This window comes from Aeromonas sp. QDB30 (genome assembly GCF_027707645.1).
GTDB lineage: Bacteria > Pseudomonadota > Gammaproteobacteria > Enterobacterales > Aeromonadaceae > Aeromonas > Aeromonas caviae.
In genome coordinates this window covers 1-21,969 of sequence record NZ_JAPCIY010000070.1, presented here as the reverse complement: position 1 = coordinate 21,969, position 21,969 = coordinate 1, and the positions used below count along the sequence as shown (strand labels likewise).

The window sequence follows — 21,969 nt, the reverse complement described above, 5'->3', positions numbered from 1 at the left end:
ACCAGCGGGGCTGACGCCCCGGCGAAATTCCCCTCCCACCTACGTCGGAGGGAGTCCCCTTTCGCATTTAAGATGGTCGCCAGTGCGGTACTGACCTTTCGCGGCCAGAGCGAACTCAGCGGCGCCCTGGATCAGGTGACCCAGGAGTCCATGCCGCTGGTACTCGCCAGCAGCCAGACCCAGATAAGCCTGCTCAGCGCCAACAAATGGCTCACCGACGTGCTGACCGAGCAGGATCTCAAGCAACTGCCGGCGGAAGTGGCCGAGTTGCAACAGGCCAAGGGCCAGGTCGACAAGATGGTCGCCAGCCTCAAGCAGCAGGTGGCGGTGCATCCCCAATTGCAGGCGGACATGACAGTCCTCGTCAAGCTGGTGGATGACTACCTGCAACTGACCCAGACCCTGCCCGGCGAACACGAGGCCCTGCTCACCCGGCTGCACAAGGTCAATCAGGCCAAGGGCCAGTTCCAGGTCAGCCTGCCCCAGTTCAAGAAGAACCTGGGGGACATGATGGTCACCATCGACGACAGCTTCATCAAGATGCTCTCCGAGACCCTGACCACCAAGCTATCCGCCATCGAGCTCTCCACCATGGATGCCCTCAACCAGAGCATCCCCGCCCCCATCGAGGCGGCGCTCAAGCGCAACAAGATGCAGATCGAGGGCTTCAACAGCACCATCAAGGATCTCCAGGGGGAGCTCAAGGACTTCGACAACAACATGGGCCACTACGTCCATGGCTTCGTGCGCGACACCACGGGCAATGACGGCGTGCTCTCCCAATACCTGGCCCTGATGAAGCAGCAGCAGGCCATGCGCGAGCAGAGCAAGCAGGCTAGCCAGCTCATCCTCAGCATCCAGAACAAGCTGGAGGGGATCACCGCCCAGAGCCAGCAGCTGATGAACGCCAGCATCCAGGCCTCCGATCGGGTGCAGACCCAGAGTACCCTGACCCAGGGGATCAGCATCGCCATCGCCATCTTCGTCGCCATCCTGGTGGCCTTCACCCTGGGCAAGGCCATCCGCCGCCCCCTGAAAGAGCTGCTGCGGGTGCTGACCGAGGTGACCCAGGGTGACATGACCCAGCGCGTCGGCTTCAAGAGCCAGAACGAATTCGGCCAGCTCGCCAGCCAGATCAACCTGCTGATCCACCAGATGGGGGATGTGCTCAAGCAGCTCTCCCAGGCGTCGACCCAGCTCAACAGCGCCGCCCACGACAACCGCCACACCACCGAATCGGTGCGGGCGGATCTGGAGAAACAGCGTCAGGAGACCGCCTCGGTCGCCGCCGCCATGACCCAGATGGAGGCCTCGGTGCGGGAGGTGGCCCAGGCCGCCAACCAGACCCTGGAGCGGGTGCAGGATGTGGAGAAAGCCTCCGAGATGGGGCGCAAAGTGATGGCAGGCAACATCACCACCACCCACCAGCTCGCGGGCAAGCTGCAGCAGACCGGCAAGGTGATTGGCGACGTGAGCGCCATGAGCGGCCAGATTGGCAACATCCTCGACGTCATCCGCGGCATCGCCGAGCAGACCAACCTGCTGGCCCTCAACGCCGCCATCGAGGCGGCCCGCGCCGGCGAGCAGGGACGCGGGTTTGCGGTGGTGGCCGACGAGGTGCGCAACCTGGCTGGCCGCACCGCCCAGTCCACCAGCGAAATCCAGACCATGATCGAGAACCTGCAGCAAGGCGTCGCCCGGGCAGTCAACGTGATGCAGGAGTGCTCCCGCGAGATGGACAGTTGCGTGGATCAGAGCTCCCAGGCCAACAACGCCATGGAAGAGGTACAGGGCATCGTGGTGCTCATCAGCGACATGTCCAGCCAGATAGCCTCCGCCGCCGAGCAGCAGCAGGCCACCAGCGCCGACATCGCCACCAACCTCAACCGCATCTCCGACATCTCGGATCTCAACTATCAGGGCATAGAGCGGGTCGCCGAGACCAGCAAGCAGCTCGACTCCCTTGCCGAGCAGCAGGAGGGGCTGGTCCAGCGCTTCCGCCTCAGTGCCTGATGGCCACGACCCGATACGACAAGGCCCCGCATTGGCGGGGCCTTTTCATGGCAGCGAAGAACCTGGCTCAGGCGTAGGCGATGGCGCCCTTGCCGACCCCTTCATAGGCGACAATCTTGACGAACTTGTCCCCTACCTGCTTCTTCACCTCGCGGGCGATGTAGTGGGCCAGCAGCTCGATGGTAGTGTCGGTGTCGATCATCTCCACCTCCACCGCCGGCATGGCGAGCTGGAACAGCCCCTGGGGCGCCACGTACTTGAAGCCGATGTAGTGAGCGTCCCCTTCTTTCAGTGACGCCTCGGCCCGCTCGCTCAGGGCGAGTTCGCCAAGGGCCACTCTGTCCTCTTCGGTGCCCAGGTAGATGTCGGCCCAGCGCTCGGCCCAGTTGAACTCCAGCTCCTCGTCACGCTCTCCATCCACCAGGATCTCGACGGGAGAGCGGTGGCCGTGGGCGATGCGCTGGCAGTTGCCGTCGTGCTTCTTGAGGCCGTGGCTGTAGTGGTAGAAGGCGCCCTCGATGCGCTCCGAACGCAACGTCAGGGAGAGATCCTTGATGTTGCCGGGCAGACGCTTGGCCAGTACCCCCAGCAGATAGCGGGTCACCGACTCTTTATCCACCTGGGGGGCGGGAATGAAGGCAAACCCTTGGGTCGGGCAGCGCAGGTGGATGGCGCGACCCGGACGCAGCAGATCCACGGTACTCTCGTCGTTGTCCAGCGCGTGGACATGGACCAGGGGACATTCCGTCGGCACCAGCAGCTTGTGATCCACCTCTTCATCGATGATCGACTTGATGAGCTTCTTCACCCGACCGAAGTCCAGCAACATGCTCATCTCGTTGAGCTCGCCGCTCATCTCGATGTCCACCAGCCAGCTCTCGCCCACCATGCCGCGGCGCTCGCATAAATAGCTGGAATCGATCACAGTCAAATCTCTAACAAATAACTTCATTACTCAGGCCTTGCTACAGAGAAAGGGCGGTTTGCGCTATTATGACCCGCGATCACTGACAAAGGAACCGGACTCCCCCATGAACAAATTGCTTATCAAGAATGCCACCCTGGTCAACGAAGGCCGCATCTATGCCTCCGACGTCCTGATCGAGGGTGAGCGGATCGCCCGCGTCGCCCCGGACATCAGTGCCCCCGATGCCGTGGTGATCGATGCAACGGGCCGTCATCTCATCCCCGGGATGATCGATGATCAGGTCCACTTCCGGGAACCCGGCCTGACCCACAAGGGAACCATCGCCAGTGAATCCCGGGCCGCCGTGGCCGGTGGCACCACCAGCTTCATGGAAATGCCCAACGTCAATCCCCAGACCACCACCATCGAAGCCCTCGAAGCCAAATACCAGATCGCCGCCAACTCCGCCGCCGCCAACTACAGCTTCTACCTGGGTGCCACCAACGACAACCTGGAAGAGATCAAGAAGCTCGATCCCAAGCAGTCCTGCGGCATCAAGATCTTCATGGGGGCCTCCACCGGCAACATGCTGGTGGACAACCAGGAGACCCTGGCAGCCATCTTCCGCGAGAGCCCGGTGATGATCGTCACCCACTGCGAGGACACCCCGTCCATCAAGGTGCTGGAAGACGAAGCTCGCGCCAAGTGGGGCGAAGACGTGCCCATGCGCGAGCACGGCCGCATCCGCAGCGCGGACGCCTGCTACAAATCCTCCAGCATGGCGGTCTCCCTGGCCAAGCAGTACGGCGCCAAGCTGCACGTGCTGCACCTGACCACGGCGAAAGAGCTCTCACTCTTTACCGCCACCCCGGATCTGAAGGATCTCAAGGACAAGAACATCACCGCCGAAGTGTGCGTCCACCACCTCTTCTTCAACGAGGCGGACTACGACACCCTGGGCAGCCAGATCAAGTGCAACCCGGCGGTGAAGAGCGCTGCCGACCAGCACGCCCTGCTGGATGCGGTACGCAACGACGTGCTCGACATCATCGCCACCGACCACGCTCCCCACACCTGGGAAGAGAAGCAGAACAGCTACTTCAAGGCGCCCTCCGGCGTGCCCCTGGTGCAGCACTCCCTGCAGGCGCTGCTGGAGCTCTACCACAACGGCGTCTTCTCGCTGGAAACCATCGTCAAGAAGACCTCCCACGCGGTGGCCGAGCGCTTCCAGGTGCAGGATCGCGGCTACATCCGGGAAGGTTACTTCGCCGACCTGGTGCTGCTGGATCTCGGCAAGCCCTACGTGGTCACCGACAGCAACCTGCTCTACCTGTGCGGCTGGTCCCCGTTCAACGGCTACCGCTTCCAGAGCACCATCGAGATGACCCTGGTGAACGGACAAATAGCCTGGCAGAACGGCCAAGTCACCGACAAGGTATTGGGCAAGCGACTCACCTTCAACCGCTGATCTGGATGATGACCGCTTCCAGCGCGCCCTGCTTGAGATGACCCTGGTCAACGGGCAAATAGCCTGGCAGAACGGCCAAGTCACCGACAAGGTATTGGGCAAGCGTCTCACCTTCAACCGCTGATCTCGGCTTGAGAGCATCACGCCAAACGGCCACCTCCGGGTGGCCGTTTTTCCTGCAAGACAGCGGTGAGGTGCCGACAAAATGCACCACTGGTCGCACTTTGATCCGAAGTTGCTCGCAAAGCAGGCAAACGATCTCGAACCTGAATTTCCCCTGTTGACAGGGTCGGGGCATCTCCATAAACTCCCTCCCCGTCAGCCGAGCTGACTCCGTCGGTGTGTAGCGCAGCCAGGTAGCGCATCTGCATGGGGTGTAGAGGGTCGGAGGTTCGAATCCTCTCACACCGACCAAATTCCCCGAGAAAGGCCTTGTCAGACGACAAGGCCTTTTCTTTTATGGTCTTCCACCGCGATTGTCTCTCCGATCCCTTTGTGCTGTAGTAAAACCCCCTTTGCCAAGCGGCCCGCATCATGTTGCCTTCCCTTCGTACTTTCTGCACCCTTGCCCTCAGCGCCCTGCTGGTCGGCCAGCTCGCGGGCTGCGCCACCGCCTATGACAGTGAAAAATCGTTCTGGAATGGCCAGACCGGTTTTTCACAGACCCAGCTTGGCCCGGCCCGCTGGCAACTGGAGTTTGTGGGAAACGATCTGGTGGACAGGGAAACGGCGCGCAAATACGTGCTCAAGCGGGCCGGTGAGGTGGCACTGGCAAAGGGATACCCCTGGATTCGGGTCGAGACGCTGACCCTGTCGCGGGATGCCGTCAGGGTCACCCCGACCCGCCCCCAATTCGGGTTCGACGAGTACGAGCCAGACACCTTCATGGACGACATGCAGGTGGAACACCGCACCTCGGCCCTGCTCGTCTTCACCCTGGAGGCCAGCCCCCGGGACGCGCAGAGCATGGAAGCCGTTTATCTCGCAAAAATTAAAATAAACAGCGATTAATACAAATAAATCACAAGATGCATATCAAGTGCAGCTAACAACAACACAAAACTCCGAAACAAGTCACTGGATTTCCCCTTCGCGATTAGGCATGCTCCAGCACACCGGCTGTCTGGATTCCACCGCCCGGATCACAAAAAAGGACTGAGGCGGCCCCTCGCCGCCTGCACAGGCATTGCACCTATCGAAACCGGAACTCCCCCATGAAAATGAACAAGTTGACCGTTGCCATCCTCATTGCGATGTTGCTTGGCATCGTGACCGGGCAGGGTTATCGCCTGCTCGCGCCCGCACAGGCCGCAGGCTTTGCCGATGACATCACCCTGCTGACCGACATCTTCCTGCGCCTCATCAAGATGATCATCGCCCCCCTGGTGTTCACCACGCTCGTGGTCGGCATCGCCAAGATGGGTGACACCCGCACCGTGGGCCGCGTCGGCGTCAAGACCCTGGGCTGGTTCATGCTCGCCTCCCTGATGTCCCTGACCCTGGGGCTGGTCATGGTCCACCTGATGCAACCCGGGGTGGGGCTCTCCCTCTCTCTGCCCGATGACGGCACCAGCTCAGGCGTGGTTGCCACCGCCATCTCCCTCAAGGATTTCGTGACCCACGCCATCCCGAAAAGCGTGGTCGAGGCGATGGCCACCAACGAGATCCTGCAGATCGTGGTCTTCTCCCTCTTCTTCGGGCTGGCCGCCGCCGCCCTGGGGGACGACGCCAAGCCCGTGGTCAAGCTGATGGCCAGCGGCGCCGAGATCATGCTCAAGGTGACCGGCTACGTGATGAACTTCGCCCCGTTCGCGGTGTTTGGCGCCATCGCCGCCATGGTCGCCAAGGAGGGGCTCGGCATCCTCGCTACCTATGGCACCTTCATGGCCCAGTTCTATCTGGCGCTCGGCTGCCTATGGCTGCTGCTCATCGCCATGGGCAGCCTCTTCATCCGCCGCCGCATCCTGACACTGCTCGCCCTCATCCGCGAGCCCATCCTGCTGGCCTTCTCCACCGCCAGCTCCGAGGCCGCCTACCCCAAGACCCTGGACAGGCTGGAGAAATTTGGCTGTGACAAGCGCATCGCCAGCTTCGTGCTCCCCATGGGCTACTCCTTCAACCTGGACGGTTCCATGATGTACTGCACCTTCGCGGTGATGTTCATCGCCCAGGCCTATGGCATCGAGCTCTCCACGGCCCAGCAGATCACCATGCTGCTGCTGCTGATGGTCACCTCCAAGGGAATGGCCGGGGTGCCCCGCGCCTCCCTGGTGGTGATTGCCGCCACCCTCAACCAGTTCCACATCCCGGAAGCGGGCATCCTGCTGCTGCTCGGTATCGACCACTTCCTCGACATGGGGCGCTCCGCCACCAACGTGCTGGGCAACGCCATCGCCGCGAGCGTGGTGGCCAAGAGCGAAGACAGCCTGGGGGAGACCGCCCCCCTCGGCGAGGTGGACACCGCCAAGGCGTGATCCCCCCTGACCCCCATGACAACGGCCCGCTTCTGCGGGCCGTTGTCATATGCCTGATGGGGCACGCCGCGCCTCAGCACCAGCGCCTGACCTGTCGGCAATAGTCGTCATAGGCATCGCCGAATTGTCGCCGCAGCGCCTGCTCCTCCGCCAGGATCTGGAAGCGGGTAAGCCAGCCCCAGAGCAGCAGCGGCCCGAGCCACACTGCCATGCCTCCCAGATAGCACGCCAGCGCCAGGGTCCAGCAGAGCAGCCCCAGGTACATGGGATTGCGGCTGATGCGATAGACGCCCCGGGTCACCAGCACCCGGCTGCTCTCCAGCCGCTGGGGGTGCACAGTGGTGCGCTGCTGCCAGAAATGCAGAAGCGCACCGCCCCCCAGCAGGGCTCCCGCCAGCCACAGCGTGGCGACCAGCACCAGCCACAGGGGCGCCGCCCTCCCCTCACCCCGCCCCAGCCACATGGCGAGCACGATGACGACGAACAGCAGCAACGGTGGAATCCGCAACGTCAGCTTCATATTTTCTTCCTGCAACACGTGCCACGATTGACGCCGTTGAGATACACTCCCAGAGTCGGCATCTGGATAAAAAGTGAAATATATCATTAGCATAGCAACATGCTATGACCAGCCCTGCCGCAGCTCGCCTCAGCGATGAGCCCAGCCTCAACTCAAGACAATAAGAAAGGACTTGCCCCATGCACAAGAAAACACTGCTCGCGACCCTGATTTTTGGCCTGCTGGCCGGCCAGGCGGTCGCCGCCCCCTATCTGCCGCTCGCCGACGACCACCGCAACGGTCAGGAACAGACCGCCGCCAACGCCTGGCTGGAAGTGGATCTCGGTGCCTTCGAGCACAACATCCAGACCCTGAAGAATCGCCTCGGTGACAAGGGCCCGCAGATCTGCGCCATCATGAAGGCGGACGCCTACGGTCACGGCATCGACCTGCTGGTCCCTTCCGTGGTCAAGGCAGGCATCCCTTGCATCGGCATCGCCAGCAACGAAGAAGCACGTGTTGCTCGCGAGAAGGGCTTCGAAGGTCGCCTGATGCGGGTGCGGGCCGCCACCCCGGATGAAGTGGAGCAGGCCCTGCCCTACAAGCTGGAGGAGCTCATCGGCAGCCTGGAGAGCGCCAAGGGGATCGCCGGCATCGCCCAGCGCCATCACACCAACATCCCGGTGCACATCGGCCTGAACTCCGCCGGCATGAGCCGCAACGGCATCGATCTGCGCCAGGACGATGCCAAGGCCGATGCCCTGGCCATGCTCAAGCTCAAGGGGATCACCCCGGTCGGCATCATGACCCACTTCCCGGTGGAGGAGAAAGAGGACGTCAAGCTGGGGCTGGCCCAGTTCAAGCTGGACTACCAGTGGCTCATCGACGCCGGCAAGCTGGATCGCAGCAAGCTCACCATCCACGCCGCCAACTCCTTCGCCACCCTGGAAGTGCCGGAAGCCTACTTTGACATGGTGCGCCCTGGCGGTATCATCTATGGCGACACCATTCCCTCCTACACCGAGTACAAGAAGGTGATGGCGTTCAAGACCCAGGTCGCCTCCGTCAACCACTACCCGGCGGGCAACACCGTCGGCTATGACCGCACCTTCACCCTCAAGCGCGACTCCCTGCTGGCCAACCTGCCGATGGGCTACTCCGACGGCTACCGCCGCGCCATGAGCAACAAGGCCTATGTGCTGATCCATGGCCAGAAGGCCCCCGTCGTGGGCAAGACTTCCATGAACACCACCATGGTGGACGTCACCGACATCAAGGGGATCAAACCCGGTGACGAGGTGGTCCTGTTCGGACGCCAGGGTGATGCCGAGGTGAAACAATCTGATCTGGAGGAGTACAACGGTGCCCTCTTGGCGGACATGTACACCGTCTGGGGCTACACCAACCCCAAGAAGATCAAGCGCTAAGCAAATTGCTGACATGAAAAAGGGCCCCCTATGGAGCCCTTTTTTTTACTGCGCCGTTCACGCCGTCTTTTTGCGGGTCATCAGCAGACTCAGTCCCATGGAGGCCAGCAGGATCAGCGCCACCACGCCAAGGGCGATGCCGGTCGGTATCTTGAAGATATCGAGCAGCAACATCTTGACCCCGATGAACATCAGGATCAGCGCCAGGCCGTATTTGAGCAGGGCGAAGCGATCGGCCACCCCGGCCAGCAGGAAGTACATGGCGCGCAGCCCCATGATGGCGAAGATGTTGGAGGTGAGCACGATGAAGGGATCCGTGGTCACCGCGAAGATGGCCGGGATACTGTCCACCGCGAAGATGAGGTCGCTCACCTCCACCAGCACCAGGATGAGCAGCAGCGGGGTCGCGTAGCGCACACCGTCACGCCAGACGAAGAACTTCTCCCCCTCCAGCGTCTCGGTCACCTTGAAGCGACGACGCATCCAGCCGAGCAGGGCATTGTTCTCGAGATCCGGCTCCTTGTCGGCCGCCCACAGCATCTTGGCACCGGTCAGCAGCAAGAAGGCCCCGAACAGGTAGAGGATCCAGTGGAACTGCTCGATGAGCCAGCTGCCCGCGAACACCATGCCCGCGCGCATCACGATGGCCCCCAGCACCCCGTAGAGCAGGACCCGGCGCTGCAGCTCCGCCGGGATGGCGAAGTAGCCGAACAGCATCAGCCAGACGAAGACGTTGTCCACCGCCAGTGCCTTTTCGATGAGGTAGCCGGTGAGAAACTCCAGCCCCTTCTGGTTCGCGATTTCGCGCCCGGCACTGTGATCCAGCCAGAGCCAGATGGCCAGGTTGAACAGGAGCGCCACGCTGACCCAGATGAGAGACCAGATGCCCGCCTCTTTCAGGGACACCTTGTGCGCCTTGCCGCCACCGACAAAGCGGATATCAATCCACAACAGGACCAGCACTATGCTGAAGAAACCGGTCCACATCCACCATTCACCCATGTTCACTTCTCCCAAAACGACAAAACCCACGGCCGGGAGGCAGTGGGTTCGCGTTTGGAGCAGATACACCTTGCCTCTCGGCAAGGTCTCACTTACAGCCGACTTGCGTCAACTGCCCGGCTGCCGGGTGCACTGCAGGATATGGGTGCACCGTAATGACGACAAACCGGCGAGAAGTTACTCCCCTTGTAAGGCGGATAGTAGCAGCGACAACCGCTGGCGCCAAGAGAGGATTTGATGGGCAGGCAAAAAAGAGGGGCGCCACCCGGGCGCCCCTGTCACGCTCCCATCCTCAGAGCGGGTCCACCTTGAGACAGGAAACCGCGTGGTCGAAGTTGCCCTCGAGCTGGGGCCGGGTCTTGGCGCACTCCGGACCTGCCACCGGGCAGCGGGTGCGAAACACGCAGCCGGAGGGCGGATTCATGGGGGATGGCAGGTCCCCTTCCAGGATCTGGATGACCTTGCTGCGCTCCAGATCCGGATCCGGGATGGGGACCGCCGACATCAGCGCCTTGGTATAGGGGTGCAGGGGATTGGCGAAGATCTCCTTGCCGGTCCCCAGCTCCACCGCGTTGCCCAGGTACATCACCAGCACCCGATCGGAGATGTGTTTGACCACGGAGAGGTCGTGGGCGATGAAGATGAGGGAGAGACCCATCTCCTTTTGCAGGGATTTGAGCAGGTTCACCACCTGAGCCTGGATGGAGACATCCAGCGCCGAGACCGGCTCGTCACAGATGATCATCTTGGGCTCGAGGATGAGCGCCCGGGCAATGCCGATGCGCTGGCACTGGCCGCCGGAGAACTCATGGGGGTAACGGTTCACCAGGTTCGGCAACAGACCCACCTTGGTCATCATGGCGCGCACCTTCTCCTTCACCTCTTCCCTTGGCAGGGTCGGGTAGAAGGTGATGAGGGGCTCGGCGATGATGTCCCCTATGGTCATGCGGGGGTTCAGGGAGGCCAGCGGATCCTGGAAGATCATCTGGATCTCCTTGCGCTTCTCCCGCAGGGCGTTCTGCTCGAGCTTGGTCAAGTCCTGCCCAAGCCACACCACCTTGCCGTCGGTGGCCGGTACCAGGCCGATGAGGGCACGGGCGAAGGTGGATTTGCCGCAACCGGACTCCCCCACTACGCCCAGGGTCTCCCCTTCGTAGAGGCGCAGGGTCACCCCGTCCACCGCCTTCAGGGCGGAGGGCTTGGCCCAGGGCCAGGCCTTGTCACTCTTGATATGGAAGTGAACCTTGAGGTCGGACACTTCCAGCAGCAGTTTCTTGTCAGTACCCATTTAGTTCACTCCCTTGATCATGGCATCCGATACCCAGTGGCACGCCCGCTCCCGACCGTCGTTGAACGGTGTCAGGATCGGCGATTGCTGGCCACAAATCTCGCTCACCCGGTGGCAACGCTCCTGGAAGGGACAGCCGGTGGGCAAACGCAGCAGGTTGGGCGGATTGCCCGGAATGGTGGGCAGCTCTTCCCCTTCGGTGTCGAGGCGGGGAATGGCGCGCAGCAAGCCTTCGGTATAGGGGTGGCTCGGGCGATAGAAGATATCGTTGACCCGGCCGTACTCCATGGTCCGGCCTGCGTACATCACCAGCACCTTGTCGCAGATGCCGGCCACGACGCCAAGATCGTGGGTGATCATGATGATGGCGGTGTTGAACTCGCGCTTGAGCTCGTTCATCAGGGTCATGATCTGGGCCTGTACCGTCACGTCCAGCGCCGTGGTCGGCTCGTCGGCGATGAGCAGCTGCGGCCGGCACAGGAGCGCCATGGCGATCATCACCCGCTGACGCATGCCGCCGGAGAACTCGTGGGGGTACATGTTCATCCGCTTGCGCGACTCGGGGATCTTCACCGCGTCCAGCATGCGCACCGACTCCTCGAAGGCGGCAGCCTTGGTCATCCCCTTGTGCAGCATCAGCACTTCCATCAGCTGATCCTTGACCTTCATGTAGGGGTTCAGCGACGTCATGGGGTCCTGGAAGATCATGGCGATCTTCTCGGAGCGGATCTTGTTGAGCTTGTGCTCCGGCAGATTCAGGATCTCGTCCCCCTGAAATTTGGCCGAGCCGGTGATGACACCGTTCTTGGCGAGTAGCCCCATGATGGCAAAGGCAGTCTGGGACTTGCCTGAGCCCGACTCCCCGACGATCCCCAGGGTTTCGCCGGCAGAAAGAGAAAAGTTGAGGTCGTTGACGGCCACCACATTGCCGTCCGGGGTCTTGAACTCGACCCGCAGATCTTTCACATCCAGTAATTTCATCTCAGTACTCCTTATCGCGCTGTCGTGATGGGGGCCTGCCCGTGGTGAACGCGGTGCGTTCCCTGAACGGGTCTGATGGCCCCTTGGCGTCTTGCCGGTCCCTGGGTATCAGCGATCCTTGGGATCCAGGGCATCACGCAGACCATCCCCGAGGAAGTTGAAGCAGAACAGGGTCACCACCATGAAACCGGCGGGGAACAGGAGTTGCCAGATGGCCACTTCCATCGACTTGGAGCCTTCATCCAGCAGGGCGCCCCAGCTGGTCATGGGCTCTTGCACGCCCAGACCCAGGAAGCTCAGGAAGGATTCGAACATGATCATCCCCGGCACCAGCAGGGTGGCGTAAACCGCCACTATGCCGAGCACGTTGGGCACGATATGACGGGTGATGATCTTCCACTTGGAGACGCCGCAGACGTGGGCCGCCTCGATGAACTCCTTGCTCTTGAGACTCAGGGTCTGGCCGCGCACGATCCGCGCCATGTCGAGCCAGCTCACCGCGCCGATGGCGAGGAAGATGAGGGCCAGATTGCGACCGAAGAAGGTCACCAGCATGATCACGAAGAACATGAAGGGGAAGGCGTTGAGGATCTCAAGCACGCGCATCATCAGGCTGTCGACGCGACCGCCGATGAAGCCGGACGCGGCGCCGTAGAGGGTGCCGATGATGACAGCCACCAGGGCCCCCATGATGCCGACCATCAGGGAGATGCGTCCGCCGAGCAAGGTACGCACGAACAGGTCGCGCCCCAGGCTGTCGGTGCCGAACCAGTGGCCGGTCTCCATGTCCGGGGCACTCTGCATGGCCCCCCAGTCTGGGTCATCGAAGGTGTATTGGGACAGATGTGGCCCCACGATCACCGCCAGACCGATGATGGTCAGGATGATGAGGCTGGTCAGGGCCGCCTTGTTGCGCAGGAAACGGCGACGGGCATCCTTCCACAGGGAGCGTCCTTCCACCACTTCCACTTTCTGGGCGAACGCCTCGACGGCTTCGCGCTTTTCAGTTGTGACTACCATGATGAACTCCCGGCTTAGTAACGGATCTTGGGATCGATGACGGCATAGAGAATATCGACCACGGCGTTAAAGGTGATGGTGAGGGCGCCGACCAGAATGGTCAGACCGAGCACCATGGAGTAATCACGGTTGAGGGCACCGTTGACGAACAGCTGGCCGATCCCCGGCAGGCCGAAGATGGTCTCGATGACCACGGAGCCGGTGATGATGCCCACGAAGGCCGGTCCCAGGTAGGAGACCACCGGCAGCATGGCCGGGCGCAGCGCGTGCTTGAGGATGATGTGACGCAGGGGCAGCCCCTTGGCGCGGGCGGTACGGATGAAGTTGGAGTTCATGGTCTCGATCATGCTGCCGCGCATGATGCGGGAGATGGCGGAGATGTAGTACATCATCATGCCGAACACCGGCAGTACCATGAACTGGGCGCCGCCCCCCTGCCAGCCTCCCGCCGGGAACCAGCCCAGATAGATACTGAAGAAGAGCACCAGCAGCGGTGCCAGCACGAAGCCGGGTATCACCACCCCGGCCATGGCCGACGACATCAACAGGTAGTCGATGAGGGTGTTCTGTTTCAGGGCCGCAATGGTGCCGAAGGTGACCCCCAGGGTCACTGCCAGCAGGAAGGCGACCGAGCCTATCTTGGCGGAGACAGGCAGGGCCTGGCTCACCAGATCATTGACGGTGAAGTCCTTGTATTTGAAGGAGGGCCCCAGATCCCCCTGGACCAGGTTGCCGAGGTAAGTGAGGTATTGCATGCCGATGGGCTTGTCCAGGCCATATTTGGCTTCGATGTTGGCCAGGACTTCCGGCGGCAGGGCGCGTTCGCTGGTGAAGGGGTTACCCGGGGCGAAGCGCATCATGAAGAAGGAGACGGTGATCAAGACCAGCAGAGTCGGGATCGCTTCCAGTAGACGTTTAAGGATGAATTTCAACATAGACATTTCCTGTCCTGTACTGCTTCCAAAGGGTCGCGGTTGTAATAAAGGCCCGCCGTCTGGCGGGCCCTGCTTGTTATGCGACTTGTTTCTTTACTCAGTGAGCAACGATGTACATGTCTTTGCTGTAGATGTTGTCCAGCGGGTTGGCCGGGTAGCCGCCCACGTAGGGCTTGACCATGCGGGAGGTCACGTACTGATAGATGGGGGCGATCGGCATGTCCTTGGCCAGGATCTCTTCGGCCTGGACATAGAGCTTGTTGCGCGCCTCGGCATCCACCTGGTTGCGGGACTCGCTCATCAGCTTGTCGAACGTCGGGTTGGAGTATTTGCCGTCGTTGTTGCCGTGAGTGGTCTGCATCAGATCCAGCATGGAGGAGGCTTCGTTGTAGTCCGCAATCCAGCCGGCGCGGCCCACGTCGAAGTTACCCTGCTTCTTGGTCTCCAGGTAGGTCTTCCACTCCTGGTTCACCAGGCTCACCTGCACGCCGAGCTTCTTCCACATGGAGGCGACGGCCACGGCCACCTTTTTGTGGTTGTCGTCGGTGTTGTAGAGCAGCTCGAACTTGAGCGGCTTGCCCGGGCCGTAACCGGCTTCGGTCAGCAGCTCTTTCGCCTTGGCATCGCGCTCTGCCTGGGTCAGCTTGGACCAGGCCGGCGCCACCGGCTTGAAGCCATCTACAAAGTCAGGCACGAGCGTGTAGCCCGGGGTTTCGCCCTTGCCCATCACCTTGTCGGCGATCACGTTGCGATCGATGGCATAGGAGAGGGCGGTACGCACCCGCACGTCGTCAAACGGCTTGTGCTTGAAGTTGTACTGGTAGTAGTAGGTGCCCACATAGCCGCTGACCTTTACTTCGTCCGGCAGCTCTTTCTTCATCTGCTTGAAGCGTTCGATGGGCATGTTGTAGGTCAGATCCACTTCGCCAGCCAGATAGCGGTTCAGCTCGGCGTTGGTGGACTGGATGGGCAGGTAGGTCACCTTGTTGATGACGGTCTTGCCGTTGTTCCAGTAGTTGGGGTTGCGCTCGACGTCGACGCGCTCGTTGACCACCCAGTCCTTCAGCACGTAGGCGCCGTTGGATACCATGTTGCCGGGCTGGGTCCACTTGTCACCGAACTTCTCGATCACCTTCTTCGGGACCGGATAGGTGGTGGTGTGGGAGAGCATGCTGACGAAGTAAGGCACCGCCTTCTCCAGCTGCACCTCGAAGGTGTGATCGTCCACCGCCTTCACGCCCAGGGTGTCGGCCGGCTTCTTGCCCGCGATGATGTCGGAGGCATTGATGATGGTCGGGATCTCCATGTACCAGGAGTAAGGAGAGGCCGTCTTGGGATCCACCGCGCGCTGGAAGGCAAAGACGAAGTCATGAGCGGTGACGGGATCCCCGTTGGACCACTTGGCATCCTTGCGCAGGTGGAACACGTAATGTTTGTTGTCCTTGGTTTCCCAGGACTCGGCGACGCCGGGCAGGGTCTCACCCTTGGGGCCGGAGGAGACGAGACCTTCGAACAGGTCACGCAATACGTTGGATTCGGGAGTACCTTCCACTTTCTGGGGATCCAGGGTGGCGGGTTCGGAACCATTGCCTTTCACCAGGGTTTGCTCGGGAGCAAGCTTGGTACCGGCGGGGACATCGGCGGCGTGAGCCAGGGTGGCGCCACCGAAAAGTGCAGTCAATAAAAGGGTATTAATAATTGTTTTTCTATGAGTCATTTCCATACTCCAACAAGAACATTCCATGCATTTGTTATCCACGAGACAAACACCTCGCTGCCCGCATAATTCCCTGACAATTCTGATAATGCAATAGATATCATCAGGAACAGGCCGCTTTCATGGTCAAAAAAACAACTTTAAACCATTTATTCAGCATTTAAATATCCCGCAGCGGTCATTTTTCGTACAAGGCCGCTCGATTCTAGGAAATGACCAACAAAAAAGAAACAATAAAAAGCCGGTCACAAGGACCGGCTCCGACAAAAACGGACCTGGCTCACACCAGACCGGGGAAGACTCCCTTGATGCCCGCCACGATGATCTCGATGCCAAGGGACATCATGATGAGACCCATGATACGGGTCACCACGTTGATGCCGGTGTTGCCCATCAGCTTGAACAGCAGGGGAGCGGCGCGGAAGATGAGCCAGGAGCAGCAGGCAAAGGCCACCACCACCACGAACATGCCGGCCATCTGGGGCAGGGTCTTCTGGCTGGCATAGACGATGGAAGAGGAGATGGCACCGGGTCCGGCCATCAGCGGCAGTGCCAGGGGCACCACGGCAATGGATTCACGCGCAGCCAGTTCACCCTTCTCCTGCTTGTTGTGCTTCACCTCCCCCAGCTTGCCCTGCAGCATCGACCAGGCGATCAGGGTGATCAGCGAGCCACCAGCAATGCGAAACGACGCCAGGGAGATGCCGAAACTGTCGAGGATGAGCTGTCCCATGCACATGGAGACCATCAGGATGATCATCACGGCAATGTGGGCGGTGGTGTTGGTCTTGCGTCGCTCCTCCGACGACATGTGGCCCGTCAGGCTCACAAAGACTGGCAACAGACCCAGCGGGTTGATGATCGCAAACAGGCCGACGAAAAATTTCAGGTATAAAGAGAAGTCTATTGCTGCCATAGGCGCCATCCAGAACCAATACGAGCCACAAGGGGCCAGCCCCCAAACTGCGCGTAAATTTACACCATGGCTTTTCCCTTCTCCAATCAAATAATCTCACCCTTACCGGGGCTTTTCAGTTAGTTCCGCTAATGTAGCGACAAAATTCAACATATCGGGTTGTTAAGGGAGAGAGGCCGCCATTAACATCGCCGGGTGCCATGGCAGCGCGTTATATCAGCCCTCAGCCAAGAAACGATATTTTCGGCAAATGGCACCCTTGCTTCTCACCACGCCTGCTTGCCGCCCCACCCGCTCCTGTGACCCCGATTTTGGCCTTTCTCACCCTGGTGCGGCGCCAGTGGGGCAGGCTGTGAAGAGGTGACGCGCTCCCTGCCACCGCCAGATGTGCTGTTTCGCCAGGGCGACTGGATGAAAACAACAACCCCTTTCTCAACATAAATGAAACGTCAGGGGAGTGGACGTTCTGCCACCATCACGGCGATACCGCCTCCCCCCATCCCGGTCAAGGCGAGAATTCATCGGACCCCCTTCCCTGAGCAGATATTCCAAGGGCGCGTGACAGCAGCTCGTGATGCCAAGAAAGGATGACACACTCCCGTAACATAGTGGTGCGATAAGGGGTGAAACAAAATTTCTTTTGTTCTTTTGTTACATATGATCCAGATCAATCTTTTCTGACACATCCCGACCCTATAATCGAGCCAGAAAACAGTTTACTAAGGCATGTAAATACCCCGTTATGGTGATTCTCGCCTTGACAAGGTGGCTATAATTGCCGGGCATTGCCAAGGTCTTACTAAACAGTTTTCAAATCATCAGGAGATAAACATGGCAGTAACCAATTTGGCTGAACTGGATGCACTGGTTGCCCGCGTCAAAGAAGCACAGCGTCAATTCGCCAGCTTCTCGCAAGAGCAGGTAGACAAGGTCTTCCGTGCCGCCGCCCTGGCCGCCAGCAACGCCCGTATCCCCCTGGCCCAGATGGCCGTGGCTGAATCCGGTATGGGTATCATCGAAGACAAGGTTATCAAGAACCACTTCGCCTCCGAATACATCTACAACGCCTATAAAGATGAAAAGACCTGCGGCATCCTCAGTGAAGATGACGAGATGGGCACCATCACCATCGCCGAGCCGGTAGGCATCATCTGCGGTATCGTACCGACCACCAACCCGACTTCCACTGCGATCTTCAAGGCCCTCATCTCCCTGAAGACCCGCAACGCCATCATCTTCTCCCCGCACCCCCGTGCCAAGAACTCCACCAATACCGCTGCCAAGCTGGTACTGGATGCAGCCGTGGCTGCCGGTGCGCCGAAAGACATCATCGGCTGGATTGATCAACCCTCCGTCGAACTCTCCAATGCCCTGATGCGTCACGACGACATCAACCTGATCCTGGCCACCGGTGGCCCGGGCATGGTGAAGGCCGCCTACTCCTCCGGCAAACCCGCCATCGGCGTGGGTGCGGGCAACGTGCCCATCGTCATCGACGAAACCGCCGACGTGAAGCGTGCCGTCGCCTCCATCCTGATGTCCAAGACCTTCGACAACGGCGTGGTCTGTGCCTCCGAGCAGGCTGTCATCGTGGTCGACTCCATCTACAACCAGGTCAAGGAGCGTTTCGCGACCCACGCCGGCTACATCCTCTCCAAGGACGAAGCGGACAAGGTGCGTAAAGTGCTGCTGATCAACGGCGCCCTGAACGCCGACATCGTGGGCCAGCCTGCCACCAAGATCGCCGCCATGGCCGGTGTGACCGTGCCTGCCACCACCAAGATCCTCATCGGTGAAGGTCTGGAACTCTGCGCGGAAGACGAGTTCGCTCACGAGAAACTCTCCCCGACGCTGGGTATGTTCCGTGCCAAGAACTTCGAAGAAGCCGTCGAAATGGCCTGCGACATGGTCAACATCGGTGGTATCGGCCACACCTCCGGTCTCTATACCGACCAGGATCGCAATGCCGACCGCATCAAGTACTTCGGCGACAAGATGAAGACCGCCCGTATCCTCATCAACACCCCCTCCACCCAGGGTGGTATCGGTGACCTGTACAACTTCGCGCTGGCCCCGTCCCTGACCCTGGGTTGCGGCTCCTGGAGTGGTAACTCCATCTCCGAGAACGTCGGTCCCAAGCACTTGATCAACAAGAAGACAGTCGCAAAACGGGCAGAAAATATGCTGTGGCACAAACTTCCGAAATCCATCTACTTCCGTCGTGGTTCCCTGCCGATCGCCCTGGGCGACCTGGAAGGCAAGAAGCGCGCCATGGTGGTGACCGACCGCTTCCTGTTCAACAACGGCTATGCCGATGAAGTGGTTCGCCTGCTCAAGAAGCTGAACATGGAAGTGGAGATCTTCTACGAAGTGGAAGCCGACCCCACCCTGTCCGTGGTCCGCAAGGGCGCCGAGATGGCCAACTCCTTCAAGCCGGACGTGATCGTCGCCCTGGGTGGTGGTTCACCCATGGATGCCGCCAAGATCATGTGGGTCATGTACGAGCACCCGGACACCGCGTTCGAAGACCTGGCCATGCGCTTCATGGACATCCGCAAGCGTATCTACAAGTTCCCGAAAATGGGCGTGAAGGCCGAACTGGTCTGTATCACCACCACGTCCGGTACCGGTTCTGAAGTGACCCCGTTTGCGGTCGTGACCGACGACGCCACCGGCATGAAGTACCCGCTGGCCGACTACGAGCTGACCCCGAACATGGCCATCGTGGATGCCAACCTGGTGATGGGCATGCCCAAATCCCTGTGTGCCTTCGGTGGTATCGACGCAGTGACCCACGCCATGGAAGCCTATGTCTCCGTGCTGGCCAACGAATACTCCGACGGTCAGGCGCTGCAAGCCCTGAAACTGCTGAAGGACTACCTGCCCTCCAGCTACATCAACGGCGCCAACGACCCGGTTGCCCGCGAGAAGGTGCACAACGCCGCCACCATCGCCGGTATCGCGTTTGCCAACGCCTTCTTGGGTGTGTGCCACTCCATGGCCCACAAACTGGGTGCGGAGTTCCACATCCCCCACGGTCTGGCCAACGCCCTGCTGATCAGCAACGTCATCCGCTACAACGCGAACGACAACCCGACCAAGCAGACCGCGTTCTCCCAGTACGACCGTCCGCAGGCTCGCCGTCGCTACGCCGAAGTGGCTGACCACCTGGGCCTGACCGCTGCCGGTGACCGTACCGCCGCCAAGATCGAGAAGCTGCTGACCTGGCTGGACGAGCTGAAGGCCACCCTGGGGATCCCGGCCTCCATCCGCGAAGCCGGCGTGAACGAAGCGGACTTCCTGGCCAAGGTAGACCAGCTGGCCCTGGAAGCCTTCGATGACCAGTGCACCGGCGCCAACCCGCGCTACCCGCTGATCACCGAGCTGAAAGCCATCCTGATGGACACCTACTACGGCCGTCCCTTCATCGAGGAAGCCCCTGCTGCCGCCCCGGTTGCAGCCAAGGTCGACACCAAGGTGGACAACAAGGTGGACAACAAGGTGGACAACAAGAAAAAATCCAAGGCCTGATAAACGCCACGGATGACAAGAGCCCGCGCACATGCGCGGGCTTTTTTGTTTGTCTATCTGTTTAATTTTGCTAGCTTGTTGATAGGCAAATTCGACAGAAGAGCTAGTCCATGGCGCTGATACAGGCCTCCATCGAGCAGTTGAGAGTCGGCCACTACATCCATCTTCCCACGGGATGGACGAGCCACCCTTTCATGTTCAACGCCTTCAAAATCAAGGACCAGCAGCAGCTCGACATCATCCGCCACCTCGACCTGACCCTGCTGATGGTGGATCCCGACAAGAGCGATCTGCCGGTAGAGCCCCTGCTGCGGGCCGAACCCGTTCCCTCTCTTGAGATGAGCGACACCGGGAATACCACCTCCTCTTCTGAGGGCCCCACCTTCGACGAAAAGGCGTTCAGGCGCTCCCTTCGCATCGCGGACAAGGCGTTCGGTCAATCCCTGTCAGATCTTCGCGACGCCCTTGGCGCCCTCAACCTCAAACCGGACGAAGGCTTGGCCAATACCGCACAGATAGTGCGCAGCACCGCCGCCCGTCTGGCAGAACACCAGGGGCCACTCGGTCTGCACCTCATCCGCAGCCAGAACACGGATACCCTGCTGCAACACAGCCTGAGCGTGGCCTTCATCGCCATGCTGATGGCACGGGAGCTTGGCATGAATCCCGTCGAGATCGAGGAAACCGGTCTGGCGGGCCTGATCCACGACATCGGCGAGCTCAGGATCCCGAGCCAGATCATCCAGAAGCGGGGGGAGCTCAGCAAGGCGGAGCAGAATTTCCTCAACATGCACCCCCAGTACGGACTGGTGATGCTCAACCAGTTGCAGGCTTTCGAACCCAGGATCCGTGAGGTCGCCTACCTGCATCACGAACGCCTCGATGGCAGCGGTTTTCCCCTCGGGATCAAGGGCGACAAGATCCCCCCCCTCGCCCGCCTCATCGGGCTGGTGGATCACTATGACGAGCTGCTTCACCCGCGCAGCGGCCTCAACCCGCCGGGGCCCAGCCAGGTGATCGGCCAGCTCTACAAGCTCTCCCAGAAGAAGTTCGAGCAAACCCAGGTCAGGTTGCTGATAAAGGTGCTGGGGGTCTATCCACCGGGTTCCCTGGTGCGCCTGGATGACGATGCCCTGGCCCTGGTGCTCTCCACCGAGCCCAGCATGCCCCTCAGACCCAAGGTGCTGCCCTACCTCAAGGGGCAGCGGCCGGAAGGAGTGGCCATGATCGATCTGCGGGAAGATGCGCGAAGCATCGTCGCCACCCTCAGACAGGAAGAGCTGGACGACGCACAACGCGCTTTTTTCGGTCTGGGTCGGCGGGTCTGTTACTATTTCGCCTTCTGAGTTATCCCCAGAAGCTGGGGATAACTCATTGGACAAACCTGAATAATTGCTCAGGTCCCCTCGAAATCGTCCACCATTGGAGCTGGATAAAAAACGCCCAGCCGATGGCCGGGCGGAGCATGCCACCTCCGTGTGGCGTATCCGGTGGATACCTTCATGCTCGCATCAGCAATATCAAGCGGGCATCGATTACACAAATATCAATTTAACGTGCTGATTTTATATGGTTTTATTTTTCCATTCTGGCAAACTGCCGCAGCGTTCAGCCCGCAGCCCGCATCAAGACGGGCTCAGGCTCACCCTGCGTCATGACAACGCCCGGCTCCGGCGTGGTGTTTGAGGAAGCTTTTTTATGCAACTAGTCCTCTCTCATGTACAGAACCTTAAGCGGCAAGCGAATTAATAATACCGTCTAACGTGTTGTTTTGCTTGGATTTTCTCTGCC

The 21,969-nt window shown here is 60.4% G+C and carries 17 protein-coding genes and 1 tRNA gene; 8 read left to right on the top strand and 10 right to left on the bottom strand.

Annotated elements, in window-relative coordinates:
• The first annotated feature begins 72 nt into the window (after window positions 1–72).
• On the top strand, window positions 73–2,013 hold the full coding sequence (locus PG896_RS17075; protein WP_270835982.1) for a methyl-accepting chemotaxis protein: 1,941 nt from the start codon (window positions 73–75) through the stop codon (window positions 2,011–2,013).
• 67 nt (window positions 2,014–2,080) lie between these two features.
• Here PG896_RS17075 and PG896_RS17070 read toward each other — a convergent pair whose 3' ends face one another.
• Complete coding sequence (locus PG896_RS17070) at window positions 2,081–2,965, bottom strand: 6-carboxytetrahydropterin synthase (RefSeq protein ID WP_041212847.1); 885 nt, start codon at window positions 2,963–2,965, stop codon at window positions 2,081–2,083.
• Window positions 2,966–3,044: 79 nt separating this feature from the next.
• Between PG896_RS17070 and PG896_RS17065 the strand changes: the two genes are divergently transcribed.
• Window positions 3,045–4,388, top strand: coding sequence for a dihydroorotase (locus tag PG896_RS17065; protein ID WP_041212846.1), 1,344 nt, complete (start codon window positions 3,045–3,047; stop codon window positions 4,386–4,388).
• Here PG896_RS17065 and PG896_RS17060 read toward each other — a convergent pair.
• Window positions 4,378–4,692, bottom strand: a complete 315-nt coding sequence (locus tag PG896_RS17060) for a hypothetical protein (RefSeq protein WP_041212845.1) — start codon at window positions 4,690–4,692, stop codon at window positions 4,378–4,380. The genes PG896_RS17065 and PG896_RS17060 overlap by 11 nt on opposite strands.
• Before the next feature lie 33 nt (window positions 4,693–4,725).
• Between PG896_RS17060 and PG896_RS17055 the strand changes: the two genes are divergently transcribed.
• The 3 genes from PG896_RS17055 (at window position 4,726) to PG896_RS17045 (ending at window position 6,862) form a co-directional block, all read left to right on the top strand.
• Window positions 4,726–4,802 (top strand) — tRNA-Pro (locus PG896_RS17055).
• Between the two features lie 120 nt (window positions 4,803–4,922).
• Window positions 4,923–5,399 (top strand): CC0125/CC1285 family lipoprotein, encoded by a 477-nt coding sequence (locus PG896_RS17050; RefSeq protein WP_041212844.1) that lies wholly within the window; start codon window positions 4,923–4,925, stop codon window positions 5,397–5,399.
• A gap of 203 nt (window positions 5,400–5,602) precedes the next feature.
• Window positions 5,603–6,862, top strand: coding sequence for a dicarboxylate/amino acid:cation symporter (locus tag PG896_RS17045; RefSeq protein WP_244812596.1), 1,260 nt, complete (start codon window positions 5,603–5,605; stop codon window positions 6,860–6,862).
• 73 nt (window positions 6,863–6,935) lie between these two features.
• Here the strand turns inward: PG896_RS17045 and PG896_RS17040 are convergent, their stop codons facing one another.
• Window positions 6,936–7,382 carry a methyltransferase family protein gene (locus tag PG896_RS17040; RefSeq protein ID WP_010674336.1) on the bottom strand — a complete coding sequence of 149 codons (447 nt, stop codon included), beginning with the start codon at window positions 7,380–7,382 and terminating at the stop codon, window positions 6,936–6,938.
• Between the two features lie 179 nt (window positions 7,383–7,561).
• Here PG896_RS17040 and alr point away from each other — a divergent pair, with 179 nt between their 5' ends.
• Window positions 7,562–8,788, top strand: a complete 1,227-nt coding sequence (alr, locus tag PG896_RS17035; protein WP_041212842.1) for an alanine racemase — start codon at window positions 7,562–7,564, stop codon at window positions 8,786–8,788.
• A 57-nt stretch (window positions 8,789–8,845) separates the two neighbouring features.
• Here the strand turns inward: alr and PG896_RS17030 are convergent, their stop codons facing one another.
• The 7 genes from PG896_RS17030 to PG896_RS17000 all read right to left on the bottom strand — a co-directional run bounded on the left by PG896_RS17030 (window position 8,846) and on the right by PG896_RS17000 (window position 16,647).
• Window positions 8,846–9,790 carry a TerC family protein gene (locus PG896_RS17030; RefSeq protein WP_041212841.1) on the bottom strand — a complete coding sequence of 315 codons (945 nt, stop codon included), beginning with the start codon at window positions 9,788–9,790 and terminating at the stop codon, window positions 8,846–8,848.
• Window positions 9,791–10,082: 292 nt separating this feature from the next.
• Window positions 10,083–11,078, bottom strand: coding sequence for a murein tripeptide/oligopeptide ABC transporter ATP binding protein OppF (gene oppF, locus PG896_RS17025; RefSeq protein ID WP_010674333.1), 996 nt, complete (start codon window positions 11,076–11,078; stop codon window positions 10,083–10,085).
• Window positions 11,079–12,059 carry an ABC transporter ATP-binding protein gene (locus PG896_RS17020; protein WP_039038983.1) on the bottom strand — a complete coding sequence of 327 codons (981 nt, stop codon included), beginning with the start codon at window positions 12,057–12,059 and terminating at the stop codon, window positions 11,079–11,081.
• 108 nt (window positions 12,060–12,167) lie between these two features.
• Window positions 12,168–13,079: an oligopeptide ABC transporter permease OppC gene (gene oppC / locus PG896_RS17015; protein ID WP_010674331.1), complete on the bottom strand. Its 912-nt coding sequence runs from the start codon at window positions 13,077–13,079 to the stop codon at window positions 12,168–12,170.
• Between the two features lie 14 nt (window positions 13,080–13,093).
• Window positions 13,094–14,014, bottom strand: coding sequence for an oligopeptide ABC transporter permease OppB (gene oppB / locus PG896_RS17010; protein ID WP_010674330.1), 921 nt, complete (start codon window positions 14,012–14,014; stop codon window positions 13,094–13,096).
• Between the two features lie 97 nt (window positions 14,015–14,111).
• Window positions 14,112–15,731: an ABC transporter substrate-binding protein gene (locus tag PG896_RS17005; protein WP_041212840.1), complete on the bottom strand. Its 1,620-nt coding sequence runs from the start codon at window positions 15,729–15,731 to the stop codon at window positions 14,112–14,114.
• Window positions 15,732–16,011: 280 nt separating this feature from the next.
• Entirely contained in the window at window positions 16,012–16,647 is a 636-nt protein-coding gene (locus PG896_RS17000; RefSeq protein WP_201872432.1) for a YchE family NAAT transporter, read from the bottom strand.
• An 831-nt stretch (window positions 16,648–17,478) separates the two neighbouring features.
• On the opposite strand from PG896_RS17000, the gene adhE reads away from it, so the two are divergent.
• Together adhE and PG896_RS16990 are read left to right on the top strand one after the other, a co-directional pair.
• On the top strand, window positions 17,479–20,178 hold the full coding sequence (gene adhE / locus PG896_RS16995; protein ID WP_270835981.1) for a bifunctional acetaldehyde-CoA/alcohol dehydrogenase: 2,700 nt from the start codon (window positions 17,479–17,481) through the stop codon (window positions 20,176–20,178).
• A gap of 110 nt (window positions 20,179–20,288) precedes the next feature.
• Complete coding sequence (locus tag PG896_RS16990; RefSeq protein WP_270835980.1) at window positions 20,289–21,524, top strand: HD-GYP domain-containing protein; 1,236 nt, start codon at window positions 20,289–20,291, stop codon at window positions 21,522–21,524.
• The last annotated feature ends 445 nt before the right edge of the window (window positions 21,525–21,969 follow it).

Excerpts from the sequence above, each read along its gene's own strand:
- PG896_RS17075 (WP_270835982.1), top strand. The coding sequence starts at position 73 with ATGGTCGCCAGTGCGGTACTGACCTTTCGCGGCCAGAGCGAACTCAGC.
- PG896_RS17070 (WP_041212847.1), bottom strand. The coding sequence starts at position 2,965 with ATGAAGTTATTTGTTAGAGATTTGACTGTGATCGATTCCAGCTATTTA.
- PG896_RS17065 (WP_041212846.1), top strand. The coding sequence starts at position 3,045 with ATGAACAAATTGCTTATCAAGAATGCCACCCTGGTCAACGAAGGCCGC.
- PG896_RS17060 (WP_041212845.1), bottom strand. The coding sequence starts at position 4,692 with ATGGAGATGCCCCGACCCTGTCAACAGGGGAAATTCAGGTTCGAGATC.
- PG896_RS17050 (WP_041212844.1), top strand. The coding sequence starts at position 4,923 with ATGTTGCCTTCCCTTCGTACTTTCTGCACCCTTGCCCTCAGCGCCCTG.
- PG896_RS17045 (WP_244812596.1), top strand. The coding sequence starts at position 5,603 with ATGAAAATGAACAAGTTGACCGTTGCCATCCTCATTGCGATGTTGCTT.
- PG896_RS17040 (WP_010674336.1), bottom strand. The coding sequence starts at position 7,382 with ATGAAGCTGACGTTGCGGATTCCACCGTTGCTGCTGTTCGTCGTCATC.
- alr (WP_041212842.1), top strand. The coding sequence starts at position 7,562 with ATGCACAAGAAAACACTGCTCGCGACCCTGATTTTTGGCCTGCTGGCC.
- PG896_RS17030 (WP_041212841.1), bottom strand. The coding sequence starts at position 9,790 with ATGGGTGAATGGTGGATGTGGACCGGTTTCTTCAGCATAGTGCTGGTC.
- oppF (WP_010674333.1), bottom strand. The coding sequence starts at position 11,078 with ATGGGTACTGACAAGAAACTGCTGCTGGAAGTGTCCGACCTCAAGGTT.
- PG896_RS17020 (WP_039038983.1), bottom strand. The coding sequence starts at position 12,059 with ATGAAATTACTGGATGTGAAAGATCTGCGGGTCGAGTTCAAGACCCCG.
- oppC (WP_010674331.1), bottom strand. The coding sequence starts at position 13,079 with ATGGTAGTCACAACTGAAAAGCGCGAAGCCGTCGAGGCGTTCGCCCAG.
- oppB (WP_010674330.1), bottom strand. The coding sequence starts at position 14,014 with ATGTTGAAATTCATCCTTAAACGTCTACTGGAAGCGATCCCGACTCTG.
- PG896_RS17005 (WP_041212840.1), bottom strand. The coding sequence starts at position 15,731 with ATGACTCATAGAAAAACAATTATTAATACCCTTTTATTGACTGCACTT.
- PG896_RS17000 (WP_201872432.1), bottom strand. The coding sequence starts at position 16,647 with ATGGCAGCAATAGACTTCTCTTTATACCTGAAATTTTTCGTCGGCCTG.
- adhE (WP_270835981.1), top strand. The coding sequence starts at position 17,479 with ATGGCAGTAACCAATTTGGCTGAACTGGATGCACTGGTTGCCCGCGTC.
- PG896_RS16990 (WP_270835980.1), top strand. The coding sequence starts at position 20,289 with ATGGCGCTGATACAGGCCTCCATCGAGCAGTTGAGAGTCGGCCACTAC.